General features: G+C 61.9%; 23 protein-coding genes. 9 read left to right on the top strand and 14 right to left on the bottom strand.

From position 1 onward, the window contains the following. Positions 1-16 precede the first annotated feature (16 nt). The 3 genes from gcl to ACZ9CK_RS15385 form a co-directional block, all read right to left on the bottom strand. Positions 17-1,795: a glyoxylate carboligase gene (gcl, locus tag ACZ9CK_RS15395; RefSeq protein ID WP_476050377.1), complete on the bottom strand. Its 1,779-nt coding sequence runs from the start codon at positions 1,793-1,795 to the stop codon at positions 17-19. Positions 1,796-1,937: 142 nt separating this feature from the next. Then, the gene (locus ACZ9CK_RS15390) at positions 1,938-2,816 is read right to left on the bottom strand and encodes a 2-hydroxy-3-oxopropionate reductase (RefSeq protein ID WP_426299932.1); all 879 of its coding nucleotides are present in this window, start codon (positions 2,814-2,816) and stop codon (positions 1,938-1,940) included. Positions 2,817-2,863: 47 nt separating this feature from the next. Beyond that, positions 2,864-3,664, bottom strand: a complete 801-nt coding sequence (locus tag ACZ9CK_RS15385) for a hydroxypyruvate isomerase family protein (RefSeq protein ID WP_476050376.1) — start codon at positions 3,662-3,664, stop codon at positions 2,864-2,866. A 396-nt stretch (positions 3,665-4,060) separates the two neighbouring features. Here ACZ9CK_RS15385 and ACZ9CK_RS15380 point away from each other — a divergent pair, with 396 nt between their 5' ends. Beyond that, positions 4,061-5,524, top strand: a complete 1,464-nt coding sequence (locus tag ACZ9CK_RS15380; protein ID WP_476050375.1) for a GTP pyrophosphokinase — start codon at positions 4,061-4,063, stop codon at positions 5,522-5,524. A 272-nt stretch (positions 5,525-5,796) separates the two neighbouring features. On the opposite strand, the gene ACZ9CK_RS15375 is transcribed toward ACZ9CK_RS15380, so the two are convergent. The 6 genes from ACZ9CK_RS15375 to ACZ9CK_RS15350 all read right to left on the bottom strand — a co-directional run bounded on the left by ACZ9CK_RS15375 (position 5,797) and on the right by ACZ9CK_RS15350 (position 15,011). Next, positions 5,797-6,372, bottom strand: coding sequence for a hypothetical protein (locus ACZ9CK_RS15375; protein WP_476050374.1), 576 nt, complete (start codon positions 6,370-6,372; stop codon positions 5,797-5,799). Beyond that, on the bottom strand, positions 6,369-6,905 hold the full coding sequence (locus ACZ9CK_RS15370) for a hypothetical protein (RefSeq protein ID WP_476050373.1): 537 nt from the start codon (positions 6,903-6,905) through the stop codon (positions 6,369-6,371). Before ACZ9CK_RS15370 ends, ACZ9CK_RS15375 begins: the two co-directional genes overlap by 4 nt. Beyond that, entirely contained in the window at positions 6,902-9,973 is a 3,072-nt protein-coding gene (locus tag ACZ9CK_RS15365; RefSeq protein WP_476050372.1) for a type I restriction endonuclease subunit R, read from the bottom strand. The genes ACZ9CK_RS15370 and ACZ9CK_RS15365 overlap by 4 nt, the downstream gene beginning before the upstream one ends. A 1,112-nt stretch (positions 9,974-11,085) precedes the next feature. Beyond that, entirely contained in the window at positions 11,086-12,441 is a 1,356-nt protein-coding gene (locus ACZ9CK_RS15360) for a restriction endonuclease subunit S (protein WP_476050371.1), read from the bottom strand. Further along, a complete protein-coding gene (locus ACZ9CK_RS15355) occupies positions 12,438-14,423 on the bottom strand; it encodes a type I restriction-modification system subunit M (protein ID WP_476050370.1) in 1,986 nt (661 codons plus the stop codon). The genes ACZ9CK_RS15360 and ACZ9CK_RS15355 overlap by 4 nt, the downstream gene beginning before the upstream one ends. Before the next feature lie 159 nt (positions 14,424-14,582). Further along, on the bottom strand, positions 14,583-15,011 hold the full coding sequence (locus tag ACZ9CK_RS15350; protein ID WP_476050369.1) for a GIY-YIG nuclease family protein: 429 nt from the start codon (positions 15,009-15,011) through the stop codon (positions 14,583-14,585). A 572-nt stretch (positions 15,012-15,583) separates the two neighbouring features. On the opposite strand from ACZ9CK_RS15350, the gene ACZ9CK_RS15345 reads away from it, so the two are divergent. Next, positions 15,584-16,123: a hypothetical protein gene (locus tag ACZ9CK_RS15345; RefSeq protein ID WP_476050368.1), complete on the top strand. Its 540-nt coding sequence runs from the start codon at positions 15,584-15,586 to the stop codon at positions 16,121-16,123. Then, complete coding sequence (locus tag ACZ9CK_RS15340; RefSeq protein WP_476050367.1) at positions 16,092-16,337, top strand: hypothetical protein; 246 nt, start codon at positions 16,092-16,094, stop codon at positions 16,335-16,337. Before ACZ9CK_RS15345 ends, ACZ9CK_RS15340 begins: the two co-directional genes overlap by 32 nt. On the opposite strand, the gene ACZ9CK_RS15335 is transcribed toward ACZ9CK_RS15340, so the two are convergent. Further along, complete coding sequence (locus tag ACZ9CK_RS15335) at positions 16,325-17,230, bottom strand: LysR family transcriptional regulator (protein ID WP_476050366.1); 906 nt, start codon at positions 17,228-17,230, stop codon at positions 16,325-16,327. The genes ACZ9CK_RS15340 and ACZ9CK_RS15335 overlap by 13 nt on opposite strands. Before the next feature lie 112 nt (positions 17,231-17,342). Between ACZ9CK_RS15335 and ACZ9CK_RS15330 the strand changes: the two genes are divergently transcribed. Genes ACZ9CK_RS15330 through ACZ9CK_RS15320 form a run of 3 tightly spaced genes read left to right on the top strand, consistent with a single transcriptional unit; the run spans position 17,343 to position 21,042 of the window. Then, positions 17,343-18,110: an enoyl-CoA hydratase/isomerase family protein gene (locus ACZ9CK_RS15330; RefSeq protein ID WP_476050364.1), complete on the top strand. Its 768-nt coding sequence runs from the start codon at positions 17,343-17,345 to the stop codon at positions 18,108-18,110. A gap of 14 nt (positions 18,111-18,124) precedes the next feature. After that, positions 18,125-19,723 carry an acetate--CoA ligase gene (locus ACZ9CK_RS15325; RefSeq protein ID WP_476050363.1) on the top strand — a complete coding sequence of 533 codons (1,599 nt, stop codon included), beginning with the start codon at positions 18,125-18,127 and terminating at the stop codon, positions 19,721-19,723. Further along, positions 19,720-21,042 carry an MFS transporter gene (locus tag ACZ9CK_RS15320; protein ID WP_476050362.1) on the top strand — a complete coding sequence of 441 codons (1,323 nt, stop codon included), beginning with the start codon at positions 19,720-19,722 and terminating at the stop codon, positions 21,040-21,042. Before ACZ9CK_RS15325 ends, ACZ9CK_RS15320 begins: the two co-directional genes overlap by 4 nt. A 119-nt stretch (positions 21,043-21,161) precedes the next feature. On the opposite strand, the gene ACZ9CK_RS15315 is transcribed toward ACZ9CK_RS15320, so the two are convergent. Then, a complete protein-coding gene (locus ACZ9CK_RS15315; protein WP_476050361.1) occupies positions 21,162-21,938 on the bottom strand; it encodes a nuclease-related domain-containing protein in 777 nt (258 codons plus the stop codon). A 78-nt stretch (positions 21,939-22,016) separates the two neighbouring features. Between ACZ9CK_RS15315 and ACZ9CK_RS15310 the strand changes: the two genes are divergently transcribed. Both ACZ9CK_RS15310 and ACZ9CK_RS15305 read left to right on the top strand, forming a co-directional pair. Then, the gene (locus ACZ9CK_RS15310; RefSeq protein WP_426299920.1) at positions 22,017-22,619 is read left to right on the top strand and encodes a TetR/AcrR family transcriptional regulator; all 603 of its coding nucleotides are present in this window, start codon (positions 22,017-22,019) and stop codon (positions 22,617-22,619) included. Beyond that, positions 22,619-23,902: a glycosyltransferase gene (locus ACZ9CK_RS15305; RefSeq protein WP_476050360.1), complete on the top strand. Its 1,284-nt coding sequence runs from the start codon at positions 22,619-22,621 to the stop codon at positions 23,900-23,902. Before ACZ9CK_RS15310 ends, ACZ9CK_RS15305 begins: the two co-directional genes overlap by 1 nt. 20 nt (positions 23,903-23,922) lie before the next feature. On the opposite strand, the gene ACZ9CK_RS15300 is transcribed toward ACZ9CK_RS15305, so the two are convergent. Further along, positions 23,923-24,372, bottom strand: coding sequence for an LIC_13387 family protein (locus ACZ9CK_RS15300; RefSeq protein ID WP_426299916.1), 450 nt, complete (start codon positions 24,370-24,372; stop codon positions 23,923-23,925). Further along, positions 24,372-24,794, bottom strand: coding sequence for a nuclear transport factor 2 family protein (locus ACZ9CK_RS15295; RefSeq protein WP_476050359.1), 423 nt, complete (start codon positions 24,792-24,794; stop codon positions 24,372-24,374). Before ACZ9CK_RS15295 ends, ACZ9CK_RS15300 begins: the two co-directional genes overlap by 1 nt. Positions 24,795-24,881: 87 nt before the next feature. On the opposite strand from ACZ9CK_RS15295, the gene ACZ9CK_RS15290 reads away from it, so the two are divergent. Further along, complete coding sequence (locus ACZ9CK_RS15290; RefSeq protein ID WP_426299912.1) at positions 24,882-25,484, top strand: TetR/AcrR family transcriptional regulator; 603 nt, start codon at positions 24,882-24,884, stop codon at positions 25,482-25,484. Here the strand turns inward: ACZ9CK_RS15290 and ACZ9CK_RS15285 are convergent. Next, positions 25,447-26,664 carry an ROK family transcriptional regulator gene (locus ACZ9CK_RS15285; protein ID WP_476050358.1) on the bottom strand — a complete coding sequence of 406 codons (1,218 nt, stop codon included), beginning with the start codon at positions 26,662-26,664 and terminating at the stop codon, positions 25,447-25,449. The genes ACZ9CK_RS15290 and ACZ9CK_RS15285 overlap by 38 nt on opposite strands. Positions 26,665-26,673 lie beyond the last annotated feature (9 nt).

Genomic DNA, 26,673 nt, shown 5'->3' with positions numbered 1-26,673 from the left:
TGTACTTGCTTGCTTACTAGTCCAGCAGCGCGATGATCGCCGTGGGGGCGTCCTCGCCGCGCTCGGCCAGCTCTTCGAACTCGTTCACGCCGTTGATCTCGACACCCATGGAGATGTTGGTGACCTTCTCCAGGATCACTTCGACCACCACGGGAACCTTGAATTCCTCCATGAGTGCCTTGGCCTTGTCGAAGGCGGCGGGCAGGTCGGAGGGGTTGTCGACGCGCAGGGCCTTGCAGCCCAGGCCTTCGGTGACCTTGACGTGGTCCACGCCGTAGCCGTTGGTCTCCGGGCTGTTGATGTTCTCGAACGCCAGGGAGACGTTCTGCTCCATCTCGAAGCCGCGCTGCGACTGGCGGATCAGGCCCAGGTAGGAGTTGTTCACCACCACGTGGATGTACGGCAGGTTGAACTGCGCGCCCACGGCCAGCTCTTCGATCATGAACTGGAAGTCGTAGTCACCGGAGAGGGCAACAACGGTCTCGCCCGGCTTGCCGCGCACGACGCCGAGGGCGGCCGGAGCGGTCCAGCCCAGCGGGCCTGCCTGGCCGGCGTTGATCCACTTGCGCGGGCCGAAGACGTGCAGCAGCTGCGCGCCGGCGATCTGCGACAGGCCGATGGTGGTCACGTAAGTGGTGTCCTTGCCGAAGGACTTGTTCATCTCTTCGTACACGCGCTGCGGCTTGATCGGCACGTTCTCGAAGTGGGTCTTGCGCTGCAGGGAGCCCTTGCGCTTGAGGCAGTCGGCGACCCAGGCGGTGTAGTCCGGCAGGCCTGCTGCGGCTTTACGCTCGCGGGCGATTTCCAGCAGGCCGTCCAGGGCCGCACCGGCGTCGGAGGCGATGCCGAAGTCCGGGGAGAACACGCGGCCGATCTGGGTGGGCTCGATGTCGATGTGCACGAACTTGCGGCCCGCGGTGTAGGTGTCCAGGCCGCCGGTGTGGCGGTTGGCCCAGCGGTTGCCGATGCCGATCACGAAGTCCGAGGCCAGGAGGGTTTCGTTGCCGTAACGGTGGGAGGTCTGCAGGCCCACCATGCCGGCCATCAGCTTGTGGTCGTCCGGGATGGTGCCCCAGCCCATCAGGGTGGGGATGACCGGAACGTTCAGGATCTCGGCCAGTTCAACCAGCTGCGCGGAGGCGCCGGCGTTGATGATGCCGCCACCAGCGACGATCAGCGGACGCTCTGCAGCGGTGAGCATGTCCAGGGCCTTTTCCAGCTGCTTGCGGCTGGCCTTGGGCTTCTCCACGGGCAGGGGTTCGTAGGTGTCGATGTCGAATTCGATTTCGGCCATCTGCACGTCGAAGGGCAGGTCCAGCAGCACCGGGCCCGGACGGCCGGAGCGCATCAGCTGGAAGGCCTTCTGGAAGGCGCCGGGAACCTGGCCCGGCTCCAGGATGGTCATGGCCATCTTGGTGACCGGCTTGGCGATGGACTCGATGTCCACGGCCTGGAAGTCTTCCTTGTGCAGCTTGGCAACGGGGGCCTGGCCGGTGATGCAAAGCATCGGGATGGAGTCGGCCCAGGAGGCATACAGGCCGGTGATCATATCGGTGCCGGCGGGGCCGGAGGTGCCGATGCAGATACCGATGTTGCCGTCCTTGGCGCGGGAGTAGCCGTCGGCCATGTGGCTGGCGCCTTCAACGTGGCGGGCCAGGGTGTGGCGGATGCCGCCGTGCTTGCGCATAGCGGAGTAGAAGGGGTTGATTGCCGCGCCCGGCAGGCCGAACGCCTCGATGGCGCCTTCCTTTGCCAGGATGGCGACGGCCGCGTCAACGGTGCGCATCTTTGCCATTGTGTGCTCCTTGAAAGTCTGTTTGTTTGCCCCGTTTGGTGTCCTGTGCGGGGCGGTTTTGGGTGTGTCGGGCTGAGCCGCCGTCGTTTTCGTGCGACGGCGGCTGCCGGGTTGTGCTTGTTTCGCGCCTTGGCGCGGGGGTTTACTTGCGGCCGGAGAGCTGCAGGACCTGCTTGAAGAGTCCCGAGTGGTCCAGGCCGCCGTCGCCCTGGTTGACGGTGGCGGCGACCAGCTGGGCGACAGCCGCGCCGAGCGGGATGGCGACGTTGGCCTCGCGGGCTGCGGAGGTGACGATGCCCATGTCCTTGTGGTGCAGGGCGAGGCGGAAGCCGGGGTCGAAGTTGCGGTCGAGCATCTTCTGGCCCTTCTGGTCCAGGACCTTGGAGCCGGCCAGGCCGCCGCCCAGGACCTTGAGGGCGGCGTCGGTGTCCACGCCGTAGGCCTCGAGGAAGGCGATGGCTTCGCCGAGGACCTCGATGTTGACGGCCACGATCAGCTGGTTTGCAGCCTTGACGGTCTGGCCGGAGCCGGAGGGGCCAACGTGGACGATGGTCTTGCCGACGGCGTTGAGGACGGGCTGTGCGGCCTCGAAGTCTTCGGCGGAACCGCCGACCATGATGGACAGCACAGCGTCGATGGCGCCCTGCTCGCCACCGGAGACCGGGGCGTCCAGCGGACGGATGCCGGCGGCCTTGGCGGCTTCGGCGAGGCGGACGGCAACGTCCGGGCGGATGGAGGAAGCGTCGATCCACAGGGTGCCCTGCTTGGCGTTGGCGAACACGCCTTCTTCGCCGCCGACAACACCCTCTACATCGGGGGAGTCCGGCACCATGGTGATGACGACGTCGGCGTCCTTCACGGCGTCCGCGATGCTGGTGGCACCCTTGCCGCCTTCGGAGACGAGCTTGTCGATCTTGTCCTGGCTGCGGTTGAAACCGGTGACGGTGTGGCCGGCCTTGACGAGGTTGATGGCCATGGGCAGGCCCATGATTCCGAGGCCGATGACTGCAACGTTGCTCATTGTGAATCCTTTACTGAAAGTCTTGTTTTAGCTTGGCTGTGCTAGTTCTAGCGGGAGGCGCGTTCGCGGATGGCCCAGGCGAAGGCGGTTTCCTGCGGCTCCTTGTACTCGAGGCCGATGTAGCCTTCGTAGCCGAGTTCGCGGCTGCGGGCGATCCATTCGCCGAGGGGGAGTTCGCCAGTGCCGGGGGCGCCGCGGCCGGGGTTGTCGGCGATCTGGATATGGCCGAAGTCCTTGGCGTGGTTCTCGATCACGGCTGCGACGTCGTCGCCGTTGACTGCCAGGTGGTAGAAATCGGCAAGCAGCTTGACGTTCTCGACGCCGGACTCTTCCTTGACGCGGGCGATGACGGCGAGGGCGTCAGCGGCCTTGAGGAGCGGGTACTTGGGTGCGCCGCTGACCGGCTCGAGGAGGACGGTGCCGCCGATGCGGGCGACGCCCTGGCCGGCCCTGGCGAGGTTCTCGGCGCCGATTGCGTCCTGCTCTTCGGCGGAGACACCGTCAACGCGGTTGCCGTAGAGGGCGTTGAAGGCCTTGCAGCCGAGGCGCTCGCCGATGCCGGCGACGACGTCGATGTTGTCCTGGAATTCGGTGGAACGGGCGGGCCAGGAGACCAGGCCGCGGTCGCCGCCGGGCATGTTGCCGGCGTTGAAGTTCAGGCCGGTGAGCTGCACGCCGGCGTCCTTGATGGCGTTTTCGAACTTCGTCGTTTGTGCATCCGACGGGACGGAGGTATCGAACGGCCACCAGAACTCGACGGCGTCAAAACCGGCAGCCTTGGCGGCGGCCGGGCGCTCGAGCAGGGGCAGCTCCGTCAGCAGGATGGAGCAGTTCACTGTGTACGTCATCGTAGGTGTCCTTCCGAGGAGAGGCTTGGATCTAGGTTCCGCTTGGCTTAGATTCTACAGTTTCCGCTTTGTGGAATTTAGATTCTGCTTTATGAAAAGTGTAGGGAAGGTGCGGAGGGGAGTCAAGGGGTGACGCGGGGGGAGGGGTGGCTTGGGATACCAAAGTGCAAGGAGCGCGGGCGTCTGGACCTTGTGCCGTCCGTTCACCTTCTTCATCCGGTCTCTCAGCCTGCGCGCGGACCTGGAGCGCGCCGGCATACGCCGGGGGATGCTTCATGGCCGCTGACCCAAAAGCTTGCCAAGCCATATCGACCCAGTGCTTCGAAGGGTAGCGTGCCAGCCACTGGCGATCTCCCTCTTGAGCCGCACCATGGGGCCCGGACGTTAGAATGCTTCATGACTAGACAGGCCCGCGGCTCCTCGGCTAAGGACATTGACTCTCCATTTTCCTTTTCTTATGCTGCATTTGAAGATTGGTATGAGATTCAGGCGGGAAGTCTTTTCAGGCCCGCGTTGGACAGTTTCTGCCGGTTTCTAGACGGTCTGCTAGACGAGCAACTGGGGGACTTGGATCGATACCGAATACGTCTTTCCGCGTCGAGGGTAAAAGGGTCCAGTCGACTATGGGTGAAAATGCTGAACCCAAAGTATCGGACTAAGATTACGAATCTAGATTCGATTCCTCTGGTTATTGATGACATAGTCGGGGTCAGACTCACCTGCAATAACAACAGCGACGTAAAGACGCTTAGCTCAATCTTGGCGGGACTTCCGACTATAGATGATGAAGAACGTCCGCCCTTTGCGATAGAGCCTGAAACTGAGAAGAAGTATGTGGATGAGCCAAAAGAATCTGGCTATCGTGCTTATCACATCAATCTGCGCACTTTTGTTGGGACGGCGTCTGTCAAATGGGTCCCTGTTCGTGCCGAGTTGCAGGCTCGGACGTTGTTGCAGGATGGTTGGGGCGAACTAACGCATGAAGACACTTACAAGCCCGGCGTGAAGCTGCCACCGCTGGCGACCAAACTCGCCCGAAGAATGGCTGACCTCCTTGCAACTGTTGACGACTTGGCGCAGGATCTTCGGGACGAACTGGAAAGGATCGCACAGGAGATAGCCGCGCCTTCGGACCGAGATGCAGAGGCGGTGGAGGAAGCACCTCGGATCGAGGACGAGGCAGACAATGATATCCGCCTCGCGCTCGTCGCGGAGACGAAACGAGTAGTGGAGGGTCTAACGAAACAGGCGTCTTTGGCCGAGGTTGCGCAGAAGGTTCAATCCAGTTTTGGAATGGGTGTAGTTGGAACCTGGGGTGGTTACAACTCATTTAGGGCTCTTGTCAGTGCAGCAGTTCCGGCGGCCACGATTCTGAGTTCTCCGCCCGGGGTCGTTTGGCCGCCTCACTTGGATTCCAAGGAATCGCAATCGGATATGAATTACCCTGATGTGCCGATCATTATTCAAAGGCTCAAGCGGTTCGATAGGAAGCTTCCGGCTGTCGATAAGAAGAACTTAGCAGCAATCATCGAAGTTGCTTCTTTGGTCTTAAATAGTGACGCATGGGAGAAGGCTGGAATTGAAGAGTCGACGTTCGGCATTCGTGAACTGAATTTGCTGAGTAAGAATGCGCGAGATATTTCGAGTGGGAGTGAATTTCAGATTGCCCGGAGTTACGTTGACTACTTCCTGAAGACTTTGCTTTTTACTGGAAATCTGAAGGCTGGGATTGAGGTCGACGAGCTGCGGTCTACTCTTTCGCGCTTAGTTTTCGAACGCGCGTCCGGCCTAGGTCTCGTCCAGGACCCGAAGGCAGATCAAGAGAGTGTCGATAACTGGTTTAATGTTGCAGCTGAATAATTCGCTTCGGCGAATCGCTACCGTAAGAACCGCGTTCATGAGCAAATCTTTCTTCAGCGCTTATGGGGCGAGTGTAACAACTGACCCAACTTGCTGGCTGCTTTTGTGCCATGCATAGCGGTAATGCATCTTTGCGCGAGCAGGGGATTTGCCGGAATGCCATTCGTTCTGTGGCGTTGGATCTGGGCTGTTTGTTTGGCGGGTCGTCGCCGACAGTTCCGCTTGAGACTAGTGAGTCTCACGTCCGGAGAGTAATGAGGGCCTCGACTGCCTCAGTCGAGGCCATTTTCGCTCCATCTGCGTTCTGTCAGCGAACGCATTTTGGTAATGGTCTCCTTCGCTATTTCACGCGCAAGAGAGCGATTCGTTCCTCTTGCGGTCGCAGACTTGGTAAGGGCCGCCAAGAATATGGAGTCCCAATCTTTTTCGAATTCCGTTTCCATGACCTCAACAACCAAGCTGGGCTTTGCCAGTCCGGTAGCTGTTGAGTCTGTCGGTTCGCCAGGAACGATTACGAGACATTCTGTTTGAACAATCTGTTCGATGAGGGATGCATGTTTGGGCATTTCGAATCGAATCGTAAATTCAACGTGTAGCGGCTCGGTGTAAACGAATGTGAGGAATCGATCTGGCATGGATTTGAATCGAGGCCAACTCCATTGAGTAATGCTGTCTACACTTCGGCCTTGAATGTGCATCCTAGCTAACTCGGAAATTTCAGGACGTGCCGAGGTGTCGATCACGATCTGGCACAGAAGCTGTCCGAACGCTTCGTCTAGTCTCCAGACACCGGCGTCCGCGACAATTTCTAGTGGCTTCGTCGGCCTTATCCTTTGCGACTTATTCAATTCGTTGCCTCCTTCTGTTTCCTTGACATTCGAACAAAGCGCTGGCTGGTCACGGTGCGTCGTTCTACATCAAGCCCCTCGATCGAAAATCGTGCTAGGCGCAGTGTTTCCCAGAGCGCGGCCGGAACTTCATAGCAAATAGAACCGCGGACTGATGAATTCGAGTCAATCTTCAGAGGGATTTTGAATATTTCGTCCGGTAGACTCCCTGTGGGCGGAATCGGTGGATACTTTGCCGTCATGATTTGGCCAGTAGAGTTCTTGTAACTGATAACCAAATAGGCGGACACAAGACTATTTGGCCGATCGGCGGGATTGTCGACTCGGGCCGTGACTTGAACCTCAATGATATCTTTCAGAATTGCGTATCGCGATTGAATGTAGTCAATTCTCAAATTCCGGAGGCGTCTTGCTTCCTGCCTGCCTGAAAGGCGCAGGTTTTTCCATGCAATGAACGCGCTGATCCAACCAGCAGCTGCAGGTATGAGAGTAAGCTCGGTTCTCCAATCGGCGAACCACGCGGGCCAAGTCATCCCTGCAACTCCTCGTACACCAGCTCGCTCAACATCTTGAGCAAAGCCCTCATCTTTGTCTTGTCGCCAAGCGCCTGCAGGCTCAGGTTGTAGTGACTTTCCATTGAGCCAGACACAGCGTCGGTGACAGCTGCCTCCAAATCGGGACTGTTGCTGAAGTGACTCCGCGAGTTGTTCCTGGCCTGGGTACGGAGCGTCTCGTTCTTTACAAGCTCGCGGCGAACCCCCTCGACAAAGTGCGCCACTGCGTCCATCTCTTCGCCTTCGAATGGCAGGTTCGCCTGCTGGATGATCTCTTCCCACGTGGCCAACACCGGGTCCTTGGCCTGCCCCGAGCCCACGGCATCCAACGGCTTGAGTGCCTCACCTTCGCCGAGGTCGAGCCGGGCCGTTCCCTTGTTCCTCAGGGCGTACTTCGCCAGGACCACTTCGGAGGTGTCCACCGGAATGCGCGAGTCATTCACCCGCAGCAGTGGAAGCAGGTGCTTGTAGTAAATGGCACGCTTTTCGAGCTCGGAGTCGCCGTAGTTGTAAATCTGCGAGAGGAAATCGTAGGCCCGGATGAAGGAGCCCATATCCTTCCGGAAGAGGTCCAGTTCCTCCTGGGCGGGTTTGCCGTCCGCGGCCACAGCTTCGTTGTAGCGGGTGTTGAAACGGGATTTGGCCGGCGCGGTCCATGAAGATAGCGCGTTGTTGCCCTCCTCCAGCAGGTATGCCTTGACCAGCCCTTCAATCTCCGACTCTAGGTAGATCTGGGCTGCGTCTAGCTTGCTCTGCACATCGTGCACCACATTGGGATCGGCGATGTCTGCAAGCCGAGCTTCCAGGAAATACGGCTTGAACGCGTCGAGGATGTCCTGTGGATCATTGACGAAGTCGAGTACGAACGTCTGGTCCTTGCCAACGGCGGTTCGGTTCAGCCTGGACAAAGTCTGCACCGTCGAGACGCCGGAAAGCTTCTTGTCCACGTACATGGCAACAAGCAGCGGCTGGTCGAAGCCGGTCTGGAATTTGTTGGCCACCAACATGATCTGGAATTCATCGGTCGCGAAGGCCTCGGGGAGCGTGCGCCCGTTGAGGCCGGGATTCATATTGGTCTCGGTGAAAGCCTCGGGGCCGGACTCGTCGTCGAGCACTTCGCCAGAAAAGGCGACCATCGCACGCAAACCCGAGTATCCGGCGTCGGCGATGTACTTGTCGATAGCAAGCTTGTAGCGGACCGCCTCCTTACGGGAGCCCGTGACCACCATGGCCTTTGCTTTGCCGTCCAGGCGCCAGGCGACGTTCTCGCGGAAGTGCTCCACGATTACTTCGACCTTCTGGCTGATGTTGTGCGGGTGCAGGCGCACCCATTTCATGAGGGATTTGAGAGCCTCGGACTTCTCGACTTTGGTGTCGTCGGAGTCATAGCTTTGGCCGTTGTGAGCCAGCTGGTAGGCCACTTTGTAAGAGGTGTAGTTCCTCAGAACATCAAGGATGAAGCCTTCTTCGATGGCCTGCTGCATGGAGTACAGGTGGAACGGCTGCGGGAGGCCGTCGGGACCTGTACGGCCGAACAGCTCAAGCGTCTTTGCCTTAGGCGTGGCGGTGAAGGCGAAGTAGCTGATGTTCTTCGCATCCGCACGCTCGCTCATTTCGGCGGTGAGGATCGCTTCGACGTCGATCTCGCCGCCGTCATTGACGTTCGCGAGTTCTTCCGCGGAGAGTACCTGCTTGACCTTGTTGGCTGTGGACCCGGTCTGAGAAGAATGGGCTTCGTCCGCGATGATCGCGAAACTACGCCCCTTCAGCGCCTGGTTCTCGGCGATCGCCTTCAGGGCGAAAGGGAATGTTTGGATGGTTACCACGATGATCGGGGTCCGCGCTGCGAGGGCGGCCGCGAGCTCGGTGGACTTCGCGCCGCTGTTGCCCTTGATCGTTGCGACGACCCCGGATTTGTGGTCGATCTGGAAGATCGCGTCCTGCAGCTGGGAATCCAGGACCGTACGGTCAGTGACCACGATGACGGAGTCGAAGACTTTCTTGTCGGCGGCGTCGTGAAGGGTGCTGAGCTGATGGGCCGTCCAGGCGATCGAGTTGGTCTTGCCGGAACCCGCCGAGTGCTGGACCAAGTACTTATGCCCGGGTCCTTCGGCGCGCGCCGCTCCGATCAGGTGATTGACGACGTCGAGCTGGTGATAACGCGGGAACAGCAGGGACTTGCGGATGTTGCGTTCACCAGTGACGGGATCGGTGCGGTCGTCTACCTGGAGATGGAGGAACTTGCCGAGGATGTTCAGCCAGGTGTCCCGCCGCAGTACCTCTTCCCAGAGATAGCTGGTGCGTGAACCGTTGGGGTTCACAGGATTGCCCTTGTGGCCGTTGTCGCCGAGGTTGAAGGGCAGGAAGAAGGTGCCTTTGCCTTTGAGCTCGGTGGTCATGTGAATTTCGTCGTTGCTGAGCGCGAAGTGGACCAGCGCGCGACGGCCGAAGCTTAACAGCGGCTCATCTTTGTTTTTTTCGTTCCGCGGGTGCCGGTTCTTTTTGTACTGCTCGACGGCGGTAGCCGCGTCCTGCGTGAAGTCCGTCTTGATCTCGATGGTCGCGACAGGAAGGCCGTTGACGAAGAGGACCAGGTCGATGCTGTTGTTGTTTGCCGTGGAGTAGTAGAGCTGCCGGATGACGCGGAGACGGACCTTGCCGTAGCGCTCCTCGGTTTGCGAGTTCAGACCGGTGGCCGGCTTGAACTGGCACATCTCGAACTTGGCTGTGATGTCCTTGAACCCTTGGCGAAGGACGGAAAGCATGCCGGATTCCTTAGTGGCCGGCTTGTCCAGCACCTTGCAAAGGCGGTCCAGCAGGTTGGCTTGAGCGAAAACTTGCTCAGCAGGGGAGTCAGTGGCTTTCAGGACTTTGGCGAGTTGGTCCGGTTGGGTGTCCTGGAGCCAGCCGATGACGTCCTCGGGGACCAGGGCGCGGTCGCGGTCGTAGAGTTCGCTGGCCTTCCGGTGCGGTTCGTAGATCCAGCCGCTCTTGGCGAGAGCTCCGCAGATCTCGTCCTCGAACACGACTTCGTTGTGCTGTGCCATGGTCCCCTAACTTGGCGCGGATTTAGTCCATTTGCCAGTTTAGAGGAGTCATAGGAATCGAGCGGATTACCCTGAATCCGATTTCAGGATTGGTCCGGAATTCTGTACCCGTTCCGCTCCGTGATCGTCCATGGCCGCAGGTTGTCAAACCCAACCTTCGAGCTCCTGCAAGATCAGTGGTGGGGAAACCCGAAGACAAGGTGGAAAGCCTCGGTCGAGTCTGAATGTCGTTCTATCTTTGTCCAGAGACCCCACTTACGAGTCACTGTGTAGTGTGTTGCACGAATTCCTTTGGCTAAGTCTTTCTGGACCTTACCTGCGAGACCAATCATCGATGCGGCGTCACAGACGTCGGAGTCAATGCGGATGTAAGGAACTACTATCCGTTCGGCGTTTCCCGTAACGAGGAAAGAGAGCCTCACGCCAGGGTGTTCGCTGGCCATGTGGAGGCATAACTGCGGCAAGGTGTCCAAGGCTTCGACCAACGTCGCTACTTGGGTGCGAGGGCGACGATCAGCTACAGGCCAAAGATCGAAGTGAATACCTGCGTTGGGTTGGAACGGCCGCATCTTCCGCTTGCGGTACTCGGCAATCCTCTTACGAATCGATCGCGCCACGGCGATTGCTGCCAGGATCGTCTTACCGACCCCAGGTGTCGCCCGGAGGATCAATGACATCACAGCCCCGTGGCCGGTCGCCCCACCGATTCCGCCTCAATACCCTTTTGCCGTGACTACTCCGCGGCGTCCGTAGAAGTCGCTGACCGAAGAGTGCAGAAGTTCAAGGCTTTGGGAGAGGTCGTAGATGCCTCGGGACACAGGAACGTGGATCTCTAATGCTATGCCGCTGAAGTTGGGGCTCGATTCGGGTATGAAAAGCAAAGATTATCCTCTGACGCTGTAGGCGCTTTGTAGGCTGCTAGAAGTTGCTGTCGTCGTTTGGATCGCGCTCATTCGGGAACCTGCTTGGCTTCGGGCATCTCTCGGAATTCCGCCCAGCAACGGCCTAGGAACCTCAAATACACGCCCAGTACGAGCCGTGATTTTGGCCCGGCGGATACCTGACAGATCTCCTTGTGGGGAGATAGATCTGGATCGTTTGTGGACGGGGCGTCATGACGCGGCCCTTGTGTCCACGTTGATTTTCCCGGTGACGGTGGCGGAGATGAGAGCGGAACGCCGCTCGCGAAGCGCTGAAACTACTACCATGGTCTTGCCGGCGAGGTCGTCGAGCTGGCGGGTCTTGAGCTTCAGATAGTCAACGATTTGGTGCTGTTCCCTCAGCGACGGAACTCCGAACTTAAAGTTCTTGACGGTCGTTGAGTTCGTGGATGCTAAGTTCGTGGACTGTTTGCCGGTTGTGTAGAAATAGGTGCGCGCGGGAGCTGCGTCCAAGGCATAAACGAGGAATTCGTTGAGTAATTGCCCGTTTGTGCGGACGGCGAAGATGTGGTTCTGGTGGACGCAAGGATCGATTGAGCCGTCCCAGATGCAGCCGCGGGCAAGCTTGTCCCTGTCACCACCTTCAGTCATGAGGACATCTCCCCTTTGGAGGAGGGATGATGCCGCGACAGACTTGGGGAGGGAGATCTGCTTTACGTCTGAAAGGTCAACGTAGCCGATCTGGACATTTGCAACGCGGAGGTAAGCGTAGGAGTCGGTTTCGGAATCGCTGAAGTCCTTTCCAAGCGTAACTCCCGTCTGCATCGTCATCAGATTCTTGAGTGGTTGAACCGTCCAGTCGACAGGAACGCTGTCCTGCCACGGGATACCGGAAGGCTTGGTTGGGACGGTAGGGTCGAGGCCCTTCGTGACGGCTTGCGTGATGACTGCCTGGCGCTTCTCGGCCAGGAGTTCGATGAGGCGCTCCTGCTTCGCGATCAGCCCATCGATCTCGGCAATTTCGCGGTCGAGGAATTCGACGATGCACTGCTGAGACTCTATTGGGGGCAAGGGGATGGGCATACGCCTGATGTCATCTTGGAACAAGTGGGGAACACCCATTCCGCCCTTTAGCAGCTCAATCCTGCTCTGAATAAGGTTGCTCTGAATGAGGTAGTTCAGAAATTGGCCGTTGCAGCGGGCTCCCGGAGACAGTACGGCAATCGAACTGTTTACCGTTGCTGGGCGGGGGAGTGCACGAACGACGTTGACTGTACCCAACGTCGAACCGTCCTTCGCCAGGAGTACGTCATCTGGCGCAAGCTTGATCTCCGGTGATTCGTCATACCGTGCTTGGCTGATGAAATTTACTTCGTCAAAGTCAATCAGCTGACCTTTGATATTTGGTGTGGACAAGAATGCAAAACCGTCTGCGACGTATTCTTCGGCTTTAAGTCCCTTCCAGCCGAGGCGCGCTCGAACCCATGTTTCATACCCGAGCCGTGACTCCGACCACTCGATGGGCAATTCTTCCAGCCACGGGATGGCCGAGTTCTTGTACTGCGTGTATGGCTCGAGCTTCGTCACTTCTCGACCTCTGCCAGCAGCGTTGTGATCTCGGCGATGAGCTTATTGAGGTCTGCATCAATCTCGTCGAGGGAACGCGGTGCGACGTACTTGTAGAAGTGCCGGGTGAACGGGATTTCGTAGCCGACTTTGGTTTTCGACTCGTCGATCCAGGCGTCGGGAACATGGGGGAGGACTTCGCGGGCAAAGTACTCTTGGATGTCTTGGCCCAGGGGAACGTTTTCAGTGTCGCGCAGATCGGTGTCCGGTTCGGGCTGGCCCTTCGGTCCCTTGCAGGCATCGGCCGTTTCATCCCGCTCGGAGAGCCCGGCAAGCACAGCCTTCAGTGCTGGCGCGCCGAGACTGACGTTCCCGGATTTGAGCAATGCCTTCAGAGTCTTGGTGAAGTCGTCGCGGTTCTTCACCGGAGACGTCAGCCGGCCGCCATTGGACTTCTCAACCACAGACTTAAGGCAAGCCCGGAGACCCTCCTGGGTTTCGGCGTCGAGCTTTTCCAGTGCCTTTTGCGCGAAAGCGCGCTCGACACGTTCAGGGTGAAATGCGAAGTTGAGCTTCAGCGGCCGTTCCACGGTGATGGTGGAGTAGCCGAAGTCGCGGTTATTGAAGATCTTGGAGGTCTCGCCGTTATCCTCGAAGTCCCCGTAGAGCTTGACGATGCGGTCGATGTCCTGCGGGCCGAGTTCCTTGCGCTTGGAGCCAAGGCTCTTGCGCATCTTGCGGAAGAAATCGACGCCGTTGATCAGTTGGATCTTGCCGACCCGCTCGGGGTTCTTCTGCTTCTTGTTGTTGGACAGAACCCACACGTAGGTGGCAATGCCGGTGTTGTAGAACATGTCCGTGGGCAGGGCGATGATCGCCTCCGCGAGGTCGTTCTCGATGACGTACTTGCGGATTTCCGACTCGCCGGAGCCGGCGCCGCCTGTGAAGAGCGGAGAGCCGTTCAGGACGATGCCGATACGGGAACCACCCTCCTGCGCTGGCCGCATCTTCTTGATGAGGTGAAGCAGGAACAGCAGGGAGCCGTCGCTGACGCGGGGGAGGCCCGGACCGAAGCGGCCCTCGAAGCCGTACTGTTCGTGCTCTTTCTGGATCTGTGCCTGGATCTTTTTCCATTCCACGCCGAACGGCGGGTTGGAGAGCATGAAATCGAAGTGTTGGCCGATGGTCTCGTCGTTGGCAAGCGTGTCGCCGACATAGATTTTGGAGATGTCCTGGCCTTTGATGAGCAGGTCCGATTTGCAGATAGCGTAGGACTCGTCGTTGATCTCCTGGCCGGATGCGACGAGTTTCGCGCTCGGGTTCAGCTCGCGCAGGTGTTCCTGAGCGACGGTGAGCATGCCCCCCGTCCCTGCGGTGGGGTCATAGACGGTTCGGACGATCCCATCCTTGGTGAGGACGTCGTCGTCGTAATTCAACAGCAGCTCAACCATGAGCTGGATGACCTCGCGCGGAGTGAAGTGCTCACCGGCGGTCTCGTTGGAGGCTTCAGCGAAGCGACGGATGAGCTCCTCGAACATAAGGCCCATCTCGTGGTTGCTGACCTCTTCCGGGTGGAGGTCGATGCTCGCGAAGTCCTTGGTGACGTAGTAGAGCAGGTCCGCGTTGTCCAGCTTTTCGAGGGTCTTGTAGAACTCGAAGCGCTCAAAGATGTCCCGAGTGTTCTCTGAGAAACCCTGGATATAGTTGATCAGGTTCGCCTTGATGTGGCTCGGATCGTCTAGGAGCTTCTGGAAGTCGAAGAGCGAGGTGTTGAAGAACTTGTGACCGGAAGCCTTTTCGAAGAAGTGGTCCAGCGGGATGTTGAGATCCCTCTTCGCCTCAGCCTCCTTGAGGACGGCCGCCTTGGTCGGCTCCAGCACGCAGTCCAGCCGGCGGAGGATGGTGAAAGGGAGGATCACCGAGCCGTACTGCGCCGGCTTGTACGTGCCACGCAGGATGTTCGCGATGCTCCACACCAAGTTGGCGTTGTTGTTGCTTGCCACTGCTCCCCATTCACTACCGGCTTGTTGACCCGCGGAGGTTCAAATCCCCCGTGGGCGTAGCCGGTTCTACTGCGTTGACCTCATGGCCTCGGCGCCCTCACGTACTTGCCTATGAATTGTATGGGGGAGGGGCGACAAAGTTGGGGTCGCTCGCATTGCTCAGTAGAGGTTGAGAGATGGTCGCCACTCAGCCCGAAGATTTCGCTCAAGCCTGTCGGCTTCCTCGCCGGTGCTGCATTCGATCCAGCCGACTTCACATTCGGTCAGCCAATCATTCACCACACCCACTTGGGCGGTGGTCATAACGCTGGGACGTTGCCGTGCCACAGCACGGTCAATGCCAAGCTGCTTGGCCGCGACGCTCGCCCGCAGGGTGCTTCGGCTAAGGTCCGTGCCTATCGCGAGATGCGCGCGCAGCCGTCCTCGTAGGCCTAGCTGACCATGTGCGCGGCCCAAATACACAGCTTCCGATCCGCGGAACCAGACGTAGATCCCTGCAGTGGTCGGGACTTCAGCCAAAGACATCACTTTGGCAAGTCGTCTCGGCACTGAACGTGCATCGGGCCAAGAAATATCAGCTGTCGTCATATCGCGGCCTCCCCTTCTAACCTGGGTGGCTCAATTAAATCCCCGGCGTTGCCAACGCTCAATGGAACTGGTCAGCATTTTGCGGTTGGAGGCACATCCGTTGGTTGGCGAGTTGGACCTCGGGAAAATGTCAGACCGCATTCCTATAGTGCAATCGGAACCTAACGCGGCCCCGAATCCGTCGGGGAAGCCGGGTGCTGAGCGATTCACTTGACGGCGATCTTCAGATCCCATGCCAGTCCAGCGGCGCTCTTCAGAGACCAGGCTCAGGTGCGGCGAGTTCCGGAAGGATGAATCATGGTTACACGACGCGTCAACGGACTGATCTATGTTCCTTGCCCCGGGTGCGGACGCAAACTCGGTCCATATGTTCGCCTCACAGCAGGTCTTATGAAATGCGGACACTGCGGGCGAAAGTTCAACGTCACGGTGTAGTGCCTGCGGGGTCAACGCAAGGCGTTGACCCCGCAGGCAACCGTGCCGCCCCAACCCAGCCAGACCCTCTTGATAGTTCTGATGCTGGATGAAGTCGCTTCGACGTGGCGGCGTTTCAATGCAAGGAAGGCCGGAAAATGACTGATGAGCGCAGGGTGACGAAGCGAGGGAAACCGCCTTGGGTCTGGCTGGCTCTTACTGCTATTGCGGGCGCGGTCGTGGGTCGGCTTTTTCCTCCGTTCATTCTGGATGAACCCTTCTGGAGGATGTTTCTGGCGTCGGCTGGCTTCGGCGGCGTGATGGCTGTCCTTGCGGCGGTGATTGCCTATCTGGCGGCTCACCATGCGGCCGCTTCAGCCAGGGCACAGGCTGAAGAGGACCGTGATCAACGGGTCAGGTCAGATCGGAAAGAACAGTGGTGGGCGCGGGCAGAATGGGCCCTGAACCAGGTGGTGGACGGCAATTCCGAGATCGGATATCGCGTCCTGAACGCGCTGGGCGAGAGTGAGTGGGCAGGAGAACATGAGGCCGATGTTATTGCCGCAGCCACTGAAGACGCCCTCGACGCAGAGGAAGTAATCGAAAGCGATCCACCGGGTGCGGGATCAGTTAGCTCGACTCCCACCGAAACAGCAGGGATGATGGGTGGAGAAGGAGATGCTGGCGATGGCGAGTAATGGATTAGCAAAGGGTGCCGGTGCTGTAGCTGCGCCGACAAGCCGAGGCGGTGTGCGCAAAACCTACCGGTCTGCATCGACGGGCCGCATCATCTCTGAAGAGGCGCGCATTGCAGCTGCTCAGGCGCGTGTGACCGCCGACAAGAAGCGCGGAGTGGTAACCCCGCAATGGATCAAGGATATAGCGGCAAAAGACGTCGATCATCGAGGTTGAGCTGCATGCCCACCGGCGCCCAGCCCCACGCCAACCGCCTCAACAAACGCATCCGTCTCCGCTGACCGCCGGCTCTTCAGCCACAGTGCCGAGGTCCGCCATGCCAAGGGATCGCCCACCAGCGGTCGCCACACAATCCCCGAAGGCAACGCCGTCCACGGCTCCTCGTTGAAGTGCACACCCCGGCCGGCCAGGACCAGGCCGTGGGTGAAGTGCTGGTTCCGTGCGTGCACAATCGCGGCAGGCAGGTAAGCAGCATCCCGGCACGTTTGCAGGAACGAGTCATACAGAGGCGGGGCCATATGCCGGGGAAAGATGATCAGCGGATTCCCGGCCAGCTGACCTAGTGGTACCGCATCCAACACAGCCAAAGGATGCGAAGCATTCAAAACCACCCCCAGCGCCTTCGAGAACACCGGCCCCGATTCAAAGCCCACCGCGCTCAAAGGGTGACGGACCACCGCCACGTCCAGTTCGCCGTCGCGCAATCGCTCCACCTGCTCAACGGTGGTGAGCTCGTGCAGGTTCAGCAGCACATCAGGGGCCGCGGCACCAAAAGAAGAAGCCATGGAGGACAAGGCCACCGGGTTCGTATCCGGCGGCACCGCCACCTGCAGTACGCCTGACGTCCCTGGCCGGATCCGCCGCATCGATTCCTGCGCCAGGGCCACGTTGTCCAGCACTGCCCGGGCATGCTCCAGCAGCAAAGCGCCGGCCTCGGACAACTCAACGCCGGTCCGCCGGCGGTGAAACAGGAGCACCCCAAGTTCTTTCTCCAGGTCCTTGATCCGCTGCGACAACGGCGGCTGCGCCATATGCAGGCGCTGCGCCGCGCGGCCGAAGTGAAGCTCCTCGCTGAGCACCACGAAGTACTTCAGGTGGTGGATATCCATGCCGGGCACCATATCAGTTTGGTATCGAGGCGAGTGGATTTTGATGTTAGACGGGTCACATCCCGCGGTGCTCTGATGGGACACAAGCCAAGAACAAGAACAAAGGAAGCACATGTCCCAGGACGTCCTCTTCGAACAGTCCGGCCAGACGGCCATCATCACCCTCAACCGCCCGGAAAAGCTCAACGCCTGGACCTCAGCCATGCGCAGCGAACTTATCGGCCACCTTGAAGGCCTCAAAGGCAAGCAGGACATCCGCACCGTGATCCTCACCGGCAGTGGCCGGGCGTTCTGCGCCGGCCAGGACCTCGCCGAAACCACCACCATGGACCCCGAAGACCACGCCGCCGCGGAAGAATGGATCGACGGTTTCGACCGCCTCTACCGCGCCGTCCGGGACCTGGACCAGATCACCATCGCGGCCGTCAACGGCGTGGCCGCCGGCTCCGGTTTCCAGTACGCGCTCCTCACCGACCTCCGCGTGGGCGATTCCAAGGTCCGCATGGGCCAGCCCGAGGTCCTCTCCGGCATCCCCAGCATCACCGGCATCTGGGCCATGTGGAGCATCCTGGGCAAATCCAAGACCTCCCAGTTCGTGCTCACCGGCGAACTGGTGGACGCGGCCGAAGCCCAGCGCCTGGGCCTGCTGAACTACCTGGCCGACGACGGCGCGGTGCTGGATTACGCCAAGGAACTCGCCAACCGCTTGAGCCTCCTTCCTCCGGGAGCGGTCCGCCTGACCAAGAACCGCCTGCGCAGCCTGGATGAAGACGACCTCAGCGACGCCATGGCCGAAGCCAAGCGCGTGCACCGCGAGGCCTACGGCACCGGTGAACCGCAGCGCGAAATGGCCCGCTTCCTGGCCGGCCGCAAGGGCTGAAGGGGACCAGGGAAATGACCACCCAACTCACCGAAGACCGCTACGCCGAGATGCTGAAAGCCCACCGCTGGGAGGTTCCGGAGTTCTACAACATGGCCTCCGACGTCGCAGACCGGCACCCCAGGGACAAGCGCGCGCTCATCCTGGAGTCCGCCGTCGAGGACCACCGCGAAGTGAACTGGGGCGAAATCCAGGACCGCTCCCGGCAAGTGGCCACCACCCTGCAGGCGGCGGGTGTCAGGAAGGGGGACCGGGTTGCCGTGCTGCTGCCGCAGCGCGCGGACACGCCCGCGGTGTACCTCGGCGTGCTGCGCACCGGCGCCGTGCTGGTCACCATGTCGCTGCTCTGGGCCGCCGAGCCCATCCGCTTCCGGCTGGAGGACAGCGGCGCCACGGTGATCATCGCCGAGGACTCCGCCAGGCACCTGTTCGAGGATTACCAGGGCCGCTTCATCGACGTCGATAGCCCGGACATCGCAGCGGCACCCACCGAATTCCAGGACGTCGAGACCAAGGCCGATGACCCCGCCCTCATCTTCTACACCTCCGGCACCACCGGCCGGGCCAAGGGAATCGTCCACGCGCACCGCACCCTGCTGGGCCACAACGAGTTCGAATACTGCCACCAGCTCGGCGACGGGGACGTCTTCTACGGCGCGGGGGACTGGGCCTGGTCCATGGCCAAGCTGATGGGACCACTGCGCGCCGGCGCCACGCACCTGGTGTTCCGGCCCGCGGGCGGTTTTGAGCCCGCCGCGCTGCTGGACAGCATGAGCCGTCACGGCGTCACCAGCGCGCTGGTCAATCCCACTTTCCTGCGGAAGATGCGGGAGGACGTGCCCGACGCCGGAGCCCGCTTCCCGCTGTCCTTGCGGACTGTCTGCTCCTCCAACGAGCCCCTGACGCCGGATCTGATCGACTGGTTCCGGGAACAGTTCGGCGTGACCCTGATGGACTACTACGGCTCCACCGAGTCCTACCCCCTGCTGGGCAATTTCCCCGGCGTGCCCGTGAAGCCCGGCTCCATGGGACGGCCGCTGCCCGGCTGGGAAGTGAAGCTACTGGATGACAATGAACAGGAGGTGCCGCAGGGCGAAGCGGGCGAGATCTGCCTGCGCAGCAACTGCAACCCGCAGTTCCCCTTGGGATACTGGAACATGCCCGAGGCATCCGCGGCAGCATTCGGCGGGGACTGGTACCACACCAAGGACCAGGCCTACATGGACGAGGACGGCTACTTCTGGTTCCTCGGCCGCACGGACGACGTCATCAAGACCTCCGGCTACCGCGTAGGCCCCTATGAAATGGAAGCCGTGATCCGCGAACTCGACGCCGTGCGGGACGTCTCCGTCACCGGTGTTCCCGACCCGCTGCGCGGCCAGTCCATCAAGGCCTGGATTGAACTCGCCCCCGGGCATGCCGCTGGCGAAGATCTGGACCGGCAGATCGTGGCCCACGTGAAGGAAAACTTCTCCCGCTTCGCCTACCCCCGATTCATCGAATACCTCCTGGAGCTGCCAAAATCGGCAACCGGCAAGGTCCAGAGGGCCCAGCTCCGCGCCCTCCCCAACCCCGTCCCTTCCACTCCCCAACACGAAGGACAGCCCTCATGAAAACCTTGACTGTGAATCCTGTCGGGACTGAAACCTCCCCGCGGCGGAACCTTAAGCGGGTTGCCGCGGCGGCGGCCATCGGCAACTTCGTGGAGTGGTTCGATTCGGCCGCCTACGCCGTGATGTCCGTGACGATCGCCAAGCTCTTCTTCCCCAGTTATTCGACGACGGCGGCCCTGCTGGCCGTGTGGGCGATCTTCGCCGGCGGCTTCATCGCACGGCCGTTGGGGGCGGCGTTCTTTGGCCGTTACGGTGACCGGATTGGCCGCAATAAGATGCTAGGCCTCTGCGTGCTGATCATGAGCGCGGCCACCTTCTGCATCGGCATCCTGCCGCCCTTCGCAGTGATCGGCGTGTGGGCACCGATCCTGCTGTTCTTCTTCCGTGCCGTGCAGGGCTTCACCACCGGCGGCGAATACACGGGCTCCTCGGCATTCATCGTGGAGTATGCGCCGGAAGGCAAACGCGCCACCTACGCCAGCATCATCCCGGCCACCGTTGGCCTGGCCTCCGTGGCCGGCGCACTGCTGGGCGCGGCGATCACCGCGAACCTGAGCACCGAGGATCTGCAGGCCTGGGGCTGGCGCATCCCGTTCCTGCTGGCCGCCCCACTTGGCTTGATCGGCCTGTACATCCGTTCCCGGGTGGACGACACCCCGGTGTTCCGCGGCCTGGAGAAGAAGGGCGAGGTGGCCAAGAAGCCGCTGGGGGATGCGATCCGGCTCTGCGCACGCCAGATCTTCACCCTCTTCGGCTACAGCATCACCAACGCCGTGGCGTACTACCTGATGAGCAGCTACATGATCGCCTACATGACATCCAGCCTGCATTACTCCAGCACGGACTCGATGATCACCAGCATGGTCACCATGCTCGTCTACACCATCACCTGCCCGCTGGCCGCCCGCGCCAGCGACCGTTTCGGCCGCAAGAAGATGCTGTTGACCGCCTGCCTGGGCTTCGTGGTGATGACCATCCCCGCTTTCGCGATCATGCCGCTTGGCCTGGGTTGGGCGATTGTGGGCACCAGCATCCTGGGCGCCCTGGTGGCCGTGATTGGTACGTCCAACGTGCCGGCATTGGTGGAGATGTTCCCGTCCTCGGTGCGGGCGTCTGGCTCGGCCATTGGCTACACCCTGGCCTACGTCCTCTTCGGCGGAACCGCACCGTTCGTGGCCACCGGCCTCGTCGCCGGTTTCGGGACTCCCTTGGCCCCAGCGTTCTACCTGATGGGCGTCGCGGTGGTGTCCGCCGTCGTCGTCATCCTGTTCTTCCGCGAGACGAAAAACCTGTCCCTCTCGCGGACCACGGTGCTGTAGGGCTTTACGCTGCGGAAACGGACTGGCGCTGCGGGAATCCCCGTAGCGCCAGTCCGTTTGTGTGTCGGGGGGCTTTGTCAGGTCTTCTTCCGAGGTTCACTTTTCGGGATGTCGATGAGCTACCGCAGCAACGCGGGGAAGAAGAGCCCCGCCATCACCACGACAAGGAAGCCGAGCACCCACCCCAACCGTCGAAGTGCCGCGCGGTTGACCTGCCTTCTCAGCTCTTCAAAGCGCGCACCAAGCTCAGCGGGGTCGCCGAGAACCGGCGCATTCCGGTGCCACGTGCGCGAGTCGATTGCCGCCGCGGTGATCCGTTGGACGTCGTGGCCGGAAAGCGCGGGCTGCCGCCGGCGAAGCCAGGAGGACACCTGGCGATCGGACAGCACTACAACTTCCGCTGGCCGTTCCCGGATGACGAGGGTTTTCGGTGAAACAACTACCACGAGTCCCGTCACGCCAACCGGCCTGCCCGTCGCTGCCGAGAGCAATTTGGCGGCACGCTGGGTTTCGAACTCGGCATTGGGAATGTGGCGCTTGCGCTGGCCCGCGACCATGAGGGTTCGCCCTGCCACCCATACCGGCTGGCCGCTGTGGTTCTTTGTGTTGACCGTGAAGACGCCGCCCGGACCGATAACCACGTGGTCAATGTCGGAAGAGCCGACCCCGACTGGCACGGCGTGCAGCACAGTCCACTCCGGACCCAACGAGCTGAGAATCCGGCCGACGGCGATTTCCCCGAGCGCACCCCGGAACCAAGGCCGAGTCTCCGCGCTGAGGGGGTCCGCGCCGAAGATCCGTCCGAGCAGCGAAACCGGCGCAGCGCGCTGCCGCTGCGACAAGAGCTCATGGATCGCAGCCTGCCCTGGAATGTGGTCCCCCAACGACTGATGCATCGGACCCGAGCGTAGAGCAGGACGCTCCGCGAGGGAACACTCTAGACCCTCACCCCAATTCGAGTTAGTCTAATTAACATGAAATCCAGCGGGACGCAGAGCCGCCCGTACGTCATGGGCAAGCGGGCTTCCACTGCGGCCGAAACCGGGCGGCGGATCCTCCAGTCGACCCTGGATCTGTTTATGGAAGGCCCGCTCGCCAACGTCACCCTGGCCGCCGTGGCCGAGCGCGCCGGCGTCACCGTCCAGACCGTGATCCGGCGCTTCGGTGACCGCACCGGCCTGATCAACGCCACCGCGGAGTACTCGACGGAGCACGTCGCGAGCCAGCGGGACGCCGCCCCGGTGGGCGACCTGGCCGCCGCCGTCGAGAACCTCCTGGAACACTACGAGACGACGGCCACCCTCGCCCTGAAGCTGCTCTCCGAGGAGGACACCTCCCCGGTGCTGGCCCGGATCACCGAGGGCGGGCGGCAGTACCACCGGCAATGGTGCGCGCGGGTCTTTGCGCCGTTCCTGGAGGAGCTGTCCGGACCCGACCGTGACCGCCGCCTTGCCCAACTTGTCGCCCTCTGCGACGTCTACACCTGGAAGCTCCTCCGCCTCGATGCGGGGCTGAGCCGCGACCAGGTCGGCATTTCCCTGCTCGAGATGCTCGAGCCATTCACCCGGAGACCCTGATGTCCACCGTTCTCGCCTACACCTCGCCCGCCATTGGCCACCTTTTCCCCATGGTTCCGCTGCTGCTGGAGCTGAAGGCGAGGGGCCACGATATCCACCTGCGCACGCTTCCCGGCCAAGTCGCCGCCATGCGCGAACTCGGCTTCCACGCAGCACCCGTCGACCAGCAGCTGCTGGAGCTGGAACACCATGATTACCTCGCCAAGTCGGTCAGGACGGCGTTGGCATCCAGCGTGGACACCTTCACGGCGCGGGCCCGCTTCGACGCCCCCGACTTCAGGGCGGCGATGGACGACGTCGGCCCGGACCTCCTGCTGTTGGACGTCAATGCGTGGGGTGCCGGCACCGTCGCGGAGAGCGCCGGCCTTCCATGGGCCACGGTCAGCCCCTACATCCCGCCACTTGAGTCCAAGGGAACTCCGCCGTTCGGCCCGGGGCTTGCCCGGATGCACGGACCGCTGGGCAGGGCGCGTGACGCCGTCGTCCGCCGCGTGGTGATCGCCGCCGTCGAGAAGGTGATGATGCCCGGAATCAACCGCATGCGTGCCGACGCCAGCGGCGGACAGCTGCCGCCCCTGCAGACTGCCGACGCGTTCTTCCGCCGGGCCCCGCTCATGCTGGTGACCACCGCGGAGCCGTTCGAGTATCCGCATCCGGACTGGGGACCCGGAGTCCGGATGATCGGTGCCCTTCCGTGGGAGCCCCCGGCGGAGCTGCCGGCGTGGTTCGACTCGATTGATAAGCCCGTCGTCCTGGTGACGACGTCCTCCGAATACCAGGCGGACGAGAAACTCGTGCGCACGGCTTTGGAAGGCCTAGCCAACGAACCGTTCATTGTGGTCGCCACCGTTCCCGCGTCCGGTGCCGCCGGAACCGCCGGCGCGGAAGGCCTGGCCGCCGTCCCCGCCAACGGGCGGATGGAACGCTTCGTGCCGCACGGCCCGGTCCTGGAACGCGCCGCGGTCGCCGTCACGCACGGCGGCATGGGAGCCACCCAGAAGGCGCTTGCCAGAGGCGTGCCGGTGGTGGTGGTCCCGTTCGGCCGTGACCAGAATGAGGTCGCCGCGCGGGTTGTGGCCGCCGACGCCGGTGTGCGGCTTCGTCCCGCGAAGCTCACCCCGGAGACTCTCCGCGCCGCTGTCCACGAGGCAATCGGCAAAGCAGCCGGCGCGCGCCGGGTAGCCGCCGGATATGTGGCGGCCGGGGGAGCAGTGGCCGGCGTGGACGCCCTCGAAGACCTGCTCTCCAAGAAGTACACAGGACACGCGGGGGCCGCCCAGTAAAGTGTGTTTGGATCCTTGCCTCAGGCGTCGCGAGAGATCAGCCGGCGGGGTGAGGCTGCGGTAGGCCGTGTGCTTGGCCTCCTGACCAGGGCAATTGTGAAGGCAGCTGTGGCGATGGCGAAGGTCACGAGCGGGGGTCCGGGAATGAGTAGCGCGGCCAGGCAAAGCGCGACGAAGCTCGCGGCCAGTGCGACGATCCCGAAGGGCAGCATCCGCTCCGGCGCCGCCTTGAGCAGCCCGGCCAGCATCCACAGCAGCAGCCCGACGACGAACATCGCCAGGCCCATGCTGAGGCTTATGCCTTGGGTCAAGGATTCCGCCTGGAGCGAGATCGGACCGAGCTGAATATGGGAAGCGCGCATCGCTGCGCTCAGCTCGGGGTCGCCCGGCAGGGCAAGGTCGAGGATGTCGTGTACGACGCCGGTGAACATCCAGGCGGCGGCGCCGACTCGGAAGGCAGTCAGCTGCATTAGGACTCCACTCTGCCGGCTGCCGGCGGTTCGGGCCAGCAGCGGGTGTCGGTGATCTGTCGTAGGGTCGCCAATTTGCCGTCCCGCACTGTCAGTACGTGGGCAAATGGGGATTCCCAGCCGTCGCCGCGGTAGTGCCCGAGTACGAGGACCTCGTTGTCGGCAACAACGAATTTCCGGTCGGGTTCGCATCGGAGCGTGAAGTCGTAGGCAGGGATTCGTCCCCAGACGTTGGCCACTGCCGCCTCCCGGCCGTGGTGTTCCCTGGCGCCGGGGAGGGGCAGGCCAGGGCTCAGTCTAAGGACAAAGTCTTCGTGCAATGCATTCAGGATCTCCGCGGGCTGCCTGGCCGCGAGGGCACCGTAGAAATGCTCGACGGCAGACAGTATGTCCGGTTTGTAGTCATTTCCGTTGTTGTTCATGGCCCGGACTCTACGCCTGTAGAGGGTGTCTGGCAACCCTTTTTATACGCGGGTCTCTACTGGCGTAGAGGCCCTATACTCGTGGCAATGGAGACATCCGCGCTGTCGCGTCGCACCGAGATCGCCGACGCAGCTATCAAGACGCTCGCCAATGAGGGAATGCGCGGGTTCACCCATCGCGCGGTTGACCGCACGGCCGGACTGCCCCAAGGGTCGACGTCGTACTACTACCGGACCCGGGCCGCCCTGCTGGATGCACTGGTGGGGCGTCTCGTCGAACTGGACGAACTGGAACTGCCGGACCAGTTGGAAGATGTCGAAGATGCGATCGGCCACATGGCCGGGCTGCTGATCAGTTGGGCGACCGACAACCGGGAACGCCAGATCGCCCGCTACGAGCTGCTCTTGGAGTCGACGCGGCGGCCTGAACTCCGGCCTCCCCTCGACCGCGCGCGTACCCAGGTGCAGTTGATGCTCGCCGCGCGTCTTCACGGGGTTATCGGTGCGGACGCGGAAGGCGTCGTGCGCCAACTCACCGCACCACTGGACGGCCTGCTGATGTACCACGCCACCCTCGCTGTACCGCCGGACCGCGAACAACTGACTGGACAGCTACGCGGCTTGATCGAATGGGCGATCGCCTACCAGCGCTCTAGCGACTCTTCGACGCCGGGACACGAAGCTCCCTGATCCCGGCGGGGTCCGCCAGGAACCGGGCAAACGCCAGCTCAGCGGCCCCGATCATCATGAGGTCCGAGCCCAGTGCGGCGCGATGGATCTTTGCCTTGTCCGCTGCGCCGCCCAGCGCCTGGGTGCGCAGCAGGCCCTCCAGGGTGCCGGGGGAGAGCGAATCGAGCACGCCAAGGAATCCGTCGAGCACGATGGTGTCCGGGTTGAAGGTATTGACGGCGTTCCGCAGCGTGATTCCCAGGAAGCCCAGCTGCCGGGCGACTTCCGCGGCCAGCTCCGGGCTGTCCTTGGCGCGCAACGCCTCTTCGAGCTGCCCGGCGTCGCCGCCTTCCAGCCCTGCCAGTTCAAAGAGGGGGGACTGCGAGACTTCGGTCTCGAGGCAGCCGGTGGCCCCGCAGTGGCAGGGCCGGCCGCCGGTGCGCACGAAGGTATGGCCCAGTTCCCCCGCATATCCGGTGGAGCCGCGCAGCAGCGCGCCGTCCGCGATGATGCCGCCGCCGATGCCGCTGGCGCCGCCGTTCAGGTAGACGAGGTTGCCGCGCCCGGCCCCGGCTCCGAAAATCAGCTCGGCCTCCGCGCCCAGTGAGGCGTCGTTGTCCGCCAGGCAGGGGTAGCCGGTGGCCTCGCTCATCATGCTGGCCACTGCTTCGTCCCGCCAGCCAAGGTGCGGGGCGTGGCGGACCACTCCGTCCGCCCGGTTGACCAGGCCTGGCACCGCCATGCCGATGCCGGTGATCCGGTAGGAGGCGTCGAGCTCGGACCGCATGCCGGCGATGACGGCGGCGGCGATGTTGACGGCTTCCTTGGCCGTGGGGATCCGCTCCGTGGCGAAACGGATCTTTTTCTGGACCTTTCCGCCTAGGCTCACCAGCCCGATGGTGACGGCGTCCACTTCGGGATTCACGGCCAGCGCCGCCGTGGACGGATCAGGCCGGACGTCCGGGCTGGGACGGCCCACCTGCCCTTCGCCGGACGGTGCGCTTTCATAGACGAGTCCGAGGGCAACGAGCTGGCCCACCAGCGTCCCCACGGTTGACCTGTTGAGGCCGGTCCTCTTGGTCAGCTCCGCTCGGCTGAGGACCCCGTGGTGGTGGACCAGGGACGAAATCAAGGCCAGGTTGTTCCGCCGTGACGGATCAAGATCGCCGGCCATGGCGGAGGGGCGGGCTGTTGCGGACATCATCGCGAG

It is taken from the genome of Arthrobacter sp. TE26545 (genome assembly GCF_056279005.1).
This window is presented reverse-complemented; position numbering and strand designations above follow the sequence as displayed.

Bases quoted from the DNA above. Each gene is read 5' to 3' on its own strand.
- ACZ9CK_RS15300 (WP_426299916.1), bottom strand. From the start codon at position 24,372: ATGCAGCTGACTGCCTTCCGAGTCGGCGCCGCCGCCTGGATGTTCACC.
- ACZ9CK_RS15325 (WP_476050363.1), top strand. From the start codon at position 18,125: ATGACCACCCAACTCACCGAAGACCGCTACGCCGAGATGCTGAAAGCC.
- ACZ9CK_RS15310 (WP_426299920.1), top strand. From the start codon at position 22,017: ATGAAATCCAGCGGGACGCAGAGCCGCCCGTACGTCATGGGCAAGCGG.
- ACZ9CK_RS15385 (WP_476050376.1), bottom strand. From the start codon at position 3,664: ATGACGTACACAGTGAACTGCTCCATCCTGCTGACGGAGCTGCCCCTG.
- gcl (WP_476050377.1), bottom strand. From the start codon at position 1,795: ATGGCAAAGATGCGCACCGTTGACGCGGCCGTCGCCATCCTGGCAAAG.
- ACZ9CK_RS15285 (WP_476050358.1), bottom strand. From the start codon at position 26,664: ATGTCCGCAACAGCCCGCCCCTCCGCCATGGCCGGCGATCTTGATCCG.
- ACZ9CK_RS15315 (WP_476050361.1), bottom strand. From the start codon at position 21,938: ATGCATCAGTCGTTGGGGGACCACATTCCAGGGCAGGCTGCGATCCAT.
- ACZ9CK_RS15380 (WP_476050375.1), top strand. From the start codon at position 4,061: ATGACTAGACAGGCCCGCGGCTCCTCGGCTAAGGACATTGACTCTCCA.
- ACZ9CK_RS15370 (WP_476050373.1), bottom strand. From the start codon at position 6,905: ATGACTTGGCCCGCGTGGTTCGCCGATTGGAGAACCGAGCTTACTCTC.
- ACZ9CK_RS15350 (WP_476050369.1), bottom strand. From the start codon at position 15,011: ATGACGACAGCTGATATTTCTTGGCCCGATGCACGTTCAGTGCCGAGA.
- ACZ9CK_RS15330 (WP_476050364.1), top strand. From the start codon at position 17,343: ATGTCCCAGGACGTCCTCTTCGAACAGTCCGGCCAGACGGCCATCATC.
- ACZ9CK_RS15365 (WP_476050372.1), bottom strand. From the start codon at position 9,973: ATGGCACAGCACAACGAAGTCGTGTTCGAGGACGAGATCTGCGGAGCT.
- ACZ9CK_RS15290 (WP_426299912.1), top strand. From the start codon at position 24,882: ATGGAGACATCCGCGCTGTCGCGTCGCACCGAGATCGCCGACGCAGCT.
- ACZ9CK_RS15305 (WP_476050360.1), top strand. From the start codon at position 22,619: ATGTCCACCGTTCTCGCCTACACCTCGCCCGCCATTGGCCACCTTTTC.
- ACZ9CK_RS15335 (WP_476050366.1), bottom strand. From the start codon at position 17,230: ATGGATATCCACCACCTGAAGTACTTCGTGGTGCTCAGCGAGGAGCTT.
- ACZ9CK_RS15345 (WP_476050368.1), top strand. From the start codon at position 15,584: ATGACTGATGAGCGCAGGGTGACGAAGCGAGGGAAACCGCCTTGGGTC.
- ACZ9CK_RS15295 (WP_476050359.1), bottom strand. From the start codon at position 24,794: ATGAACAACAACGGAAATGACTACAAACCGGACATACTGTCTGCCGTC.
- ACZ9CK_RS15320 (WP_476050362.1), top strand. From the start codon at position 19,720: ATGAAAACCTTGACTGTGAATCCTGTCGGGACTGAAACCTCCCCGCGG.
- ACZ9CK_RS15390 (WP_426299932.1), bottom strand. From the start codon at position 2,816: ATGAGCAACGTTGCAGTCATCGGCCTCGGAATCATGGGCCTGCCCATG.